This window comes from Methanoregula sp., from assembly GCF_002835825.1.
Classification (GTDB): domain Archaea; phylum Halobacteriota; class Methanomicrobia; order Methanomicrobiales; family Methanospirillaceae; genus Methanoregula.
Window position 1 is genome coordinate 1 of the sequence record NZ_PIZH01000175.1, and the last position, 4,707, is coordinate 4,707.

Annotated in this window: 4 protein-coding genes; 2 read left to right on the top strand and 2 right to left on the bottom strand. The window is 49.4% G+C overall.

Features of this window, described 5'->3' with window-relative positions; all coding sequences use genetic code 11:
- Positions 1–438 (bottom strand): hypothetical protein (locus CW742_RS07485; RefSeq protein WP_292418602.1); only part of this gene is annotated, 438 nt, incomplete at its 3' end.
- Positions 439–507: 69 nt separating this feature from the next.
- Positions 508–1,713, bottom strand: a complete 1,206-nt coding sequence (locus CW742_RS07490) for a hypothetical protein (protein WP_292418604.1) — start codon at positions 1,711–1,713, stop codon at positions 508–510.
- A 348-nt stretch (positions 1,714–2,061) separates the two neighbouring features.
- Between CW742_RS07490 and CW742_RS07495 the strand changes: the two genes are divergently transcribed.
- Positions 2,062–2,982, top strand: a complete 921-nt coding sequence (locus CW742_RS07495; protein ID WP_292418607.1) for a DDE-type integrase/transposase/recombinase — start codon at positions 2,062–2,064, stop codon at positions 2,980–2,982.
- 1 nt (position 2,983) lies between these two features.
- On the top strand, positions 2,984–4,651 hold the full coding sequence (locus CW742_RS07500; protein WP_292418610.1) for an IS1634 family transposase: 1,668 nt from the start codon (positions 2,984–2,986) through the stop codon (positions 4,649–4,651).
- Positions 4,652–4,707: the final 56 nt, after the last annotated feature.

The window sequence follows — 4,707 nt, forward strand, 5'->3', positions numbered from 1 at the left end:
GTTACCGCCAAAACTCAGGTTATTCGTGCGGAACAGTTCATGATCGTAATTGGCTGTTCCGAACAAGATACCGTCATCCCATCCATGCCCGGTATGGAATGCGAAGTCTGCATTGTTCGCCATGGAATTTGCATCTTCGTTGATGTTCCAGTTCCTCGAACCTGTGGCATCATTTACCGGATTAGCAAGTCCCTGCCAGATGTACGAGGAATAAACCGATCCCTGTTTTCCATGAATGTTGGAATAGAATTCTGTTGCGGTCGTACTGGCATGGAATAAATCGATATTCCCTTTCCAGCCATGATACAGTGAGACCCCATCGGAGTAAACGTAATAGTATCCCGTCACCGTGATATACCCGTTCTTCGTCTCCGTATCGCTGCCGACCGGATTTGTTACGGTCAGTTTTACATCATTGCATCCGATTTCAGTATACATAAATTGCGGGTTTTGATCATAACTGTCCACGATTCCATCATTATTAAAGTCCCATTCCCACGATGTCGGTTAACCAGTCGACGTGTCCGTAAACTGCACCATGAGGGGCCGGGTGCCGGAGAGGGGCGTGCCGGTGAAATCGGCGACCGGGGGATCGGCTCCCATCGCAGTAACCGAATCGATATGGCCGTGGGTTGAGGAGTACGTCCAGATATCGATGGTGCTGTTTCCTGTCAGCGTCGTGCTCGCGGATCGCACAGTCCAGTCCTGGATCGTCTGTCCCTGGTTGTTGATCAGCCAGTTGCCGATGGTTTTCCAGACATTCGAAACGGGAATATCATAGGTGTTGCGAACAGGGATCTGTGCAGCTGTCGATACCGAACTGACGCCGGCATAATTGATCGTCTGCCGTATTCCTGAATATCCACCGCTGCCCTGGACATTGAGATAATAATTACCGGCATGCGCGCCGCCGCTTACAACGGAATAGGATCCGTAACTGCCCAGCCCACTCCAGCCGTTCAGGCCCCCGGTCTCAAACCCCCCGTTCGTCACCCGCTCGGTCGGGTCCACGGTCACGGGATACTTCGCACCGGCCAGATCCCCGGCCACCGTGATGGTCTTTGCCTTCCTGTCAAGCTCGAAATCCATGTCGAACCGTTTCCCGGCGGCATCCACAGCGAAAGGTTTTGGCATCACCACGACATCTTCACCGTTGACATACACGACAAGGTTGCCCCACCGGTCAGGACCGATGTCGATGGTGCTCTCATTTGCGTAGTTCGTTACCTCTTTGGTGTACGGGTACGTGACAATGACCGTGTTGTTGGCATCCCGGATTTCGACCGGCCGCGACTCGTCCGTCTCGAGGGTCACCCAGTCTGAGAGTGCAAGATCATACGAGTACCGGACACTCGCCGGCGCGTCAAGGATGATCCGTTCCTTGACGAGGTCACGGTACACTTCGTGTTCCACGACCATTCCCCCGGTGGAATACCGGCGCAGGTTCCCGTCCACCGCGATCTTCCCGTCGTGTTTCTGGTCCACGGGATTCATGGCGATCGAGACCCGACCGATCCGGTGCGTATATCCCGCTCCCCGGAATTCGATGCCGGATGACCCGGCCGATTTGAAACCACCGTCTTCAAGCGGGACCGGAATGTCCAGTTCAGTTACGTCCCCGGCATGCCGGTACGGGTTCTCCTGCGCAAGGGCCGGTGTCGCCATCGTCATGCAGAGCACAACGAGCACCAGCGCGACGAGCCGGTAGTTCATGGCCCGCCCGCCTCCCCTCGTACCTGTGGTTTTGGAATACGATACATTTCCGGGGTCGCGTTTGGATACGCGTATCCGTCCGGACCCGGTTTATCTTCTGGTTTCATGATGTTCCAACCTCCTTTGTACTCGAAAAGGGCCGCATCAAAACCTTCTTGAGATACCAAGGCAATTGGATCATGCCCTTCGTGGCAGGACCGGGTTCCCTGACGTTGCATGGAGGGTGAACCCGTCCGTTCCTTTTAAATCTTCGATTCACGCAGAGATATTTTTCATACGAATATCATATCTGCTGCTACCCGTATTGTCCTATCCCGAAATAATTTCACAAAACTTTCAATAACTCTTGTGAGGAAATTAACGGATAGAAAGATACAGTGGATCATCCGTGAGGTGGAGAAAGGGACCCATCCAGATGAGATAGCCCGGTTTGTGAGGGTATCCCGACGACGGATCTATCAACTAAAACAGTACTATCGGAAAGAAGGCCTTATCCCGGAACTAAAGGATCCAGGCCGAAAGAAGAAACCCTTGGATCCGGAGTTTGAACGAATCATTCTTGATGCCTACCACATCTACCAGTCTGGACCGGTTATCCTCGAAAAGATCATCAAGGTCCACTACGGAGTTGCAATTCCTCACAATACGATCTACCGGGTAATGTTGATGCATCAGTTGGTCATTGAGAATCCCAAGAAAAAGCGCCAAAGGAAATGGGTTCGATTCGAAAGGAAACACTCGATGTCTCTCTGGCAGGGTGACTGGAAAGAGTTCGAATTCCAAGGAAGAAAGCAATGGATTATTGCATTCCTTGACGACTCATCACGGTTGATCACCTGTTACGGGATTTTCAATTCACCAACGACTGAAAACACGATTACTGTGCTGAACCAGGGGTTCCGCGAATACGGGACCCCTCGCGAGATCCTCACCGATCATGGTACCCAGTTCGTCTCGGCCTGGGACCGCGATCATTCCCGGCATTTGTTCAAAGAGTTCCTCAAAGAGAACAACATCAACCACATCATTGCCCGAGTAAAACACCCTCAAACCAATGGAAAAATCGAACGATGGTTCGGATTGCTCGAACAGAAACTCAACAGGTTCAGCTCTGTCGAGGATTTCGTTCGCTGGTACAATACGATCAAACCTCACATGAGTCTCAACCTCGATGAATGTGAAACTCCTGAACAAGCGTTCTGGAGAAAATTATTGTCTGAACGTATTCTCAATTATTCAAAGGAGTGGTTTTATGCAGCAATTGAGTGAAATGAATTCGGGATATCACACTGTGTCAGATTTTTCTGGATTAACCTCCCAGAACTTCACGTCAAAACAAATTGGCCATCTGGGACTTGTAGCAGGAATGATCGATGAACTCGGCATAACCGGGATCATTGATGAAGCGTTACCCAAAACCCGTGATCACGTACTCCCGCATTCAGCAATAATCAAAGCAATGCTGCTGAATGGCCTTGGTTTCAACGAACGACGACTGTACATATTCTCCCGGTTTTTCAGCAACCTCTCCACCGAACAGTTATTCGGGGAGGGTGTCACTCCGGACCATTTCAACGATGACGTTCTCGTTCGGACCTTGGATCGGATCTACGAGTATGGCTCCACCGATCTCTTCAACAAAATCGTGTTGGAAGTCATGAAAAAATTCCAGTTCGGGACTCATTTACTTCATGCAGATACCACCAGTTTCAGCGTTTACGGAGATTATGATAACGAGGAAGCGAATTTCAAAACAATCCAGATTACTTATGGCCATAGTAAAGATCATCGGGACGATCTCAAACAGTTCGTTCTAAGTATGGTCTCCAACCAGCACGGTATACCCCTCTTCACCCAGCCGTATTCCGGGAATGCGTCCGATAAGAAAACACTCCTTGAAACGATCCAGAAAGTAAAAAAGAATCTCAATCTGAAGGACCGGGCATATTACATAGCCGACAGCGCGTTTTATACCGAGAAAAATCTTCAGACCCTGGGGAGTCACACCTACTGGATCAGTCATGTTCCTACGACGATCTCAATGGTAAAATCCCTTCTTGCCAGCGATTTTCCCCTGGTTCCAGGAAACGATCCGGGGTATTCCTTTCATGAATGTCAGGCAGATTACGGGGGGATACTCCAGAAATGGGTTCTGGTCACATCGGAAAAAGGCCGAATGCGCCAGGAAAAAACCTATGAACAAACCCTGAAAAAACGGATGGAAAATGCACGGAAATCGTTTAAAAAACTCAAGGCGAAGGAGTTTGTCTGTGAACCGGATGCCCGACTCGCTGCTGGCCGATGGTTTTCTGAACATCCGTTCCTGCGTGCCGATTGTTTCCGCATCGAATCTTCTCAGAAGAAGATAGTGAAAAAACGCGGCCGACCGGGTAAAAATGACCTTTTGGAAACGATCTTTTTCGTTGATTCTCCGCTCGATATTATTCCCGAGGTGATCGACCGTGAAAAACTTGCTCTTGGCCGGTTTATTCTGGCTACAAATGATCCGGAACTTGATCCGGATACTATCCTGAAATACTACAAAGGGCAGCAGTCGGTAGAGCGCGGGTTCCGGTTCCTCAAAGACAAAAGCTTCCGGGTCGCAGAAGTTTTCCTCAAAAAAGAATCCAGAATCGAAGCGTTATCTATGATCATGGTTCTTTGTTTGTTTGTTTATGCCGTCGCTGAATGGGATCTCCGAAATAAACTCAAAAAGGCCGGCTCATCGGTGAAAAACCAACTCAATAAACCGGTCCAGAACCCCACCATGAAATGGATCTTCACGATTTTTATGAGGCCGGCTGAAGTGATTTTCTCAATAGATTCTCGGAGTAAACGGTTCATCGTGAATCTGAATGAGGAGACTCTCAATATCCTCAACGTTATGGGTCCAACTTTTCGAAATTATTATTTCGTTCGGGAGACCTGCGAAATGTAGGTTGTAGCAGGAATGATCGATGAACTCGGCATAACCGGGATCATTGATGAAGCGTT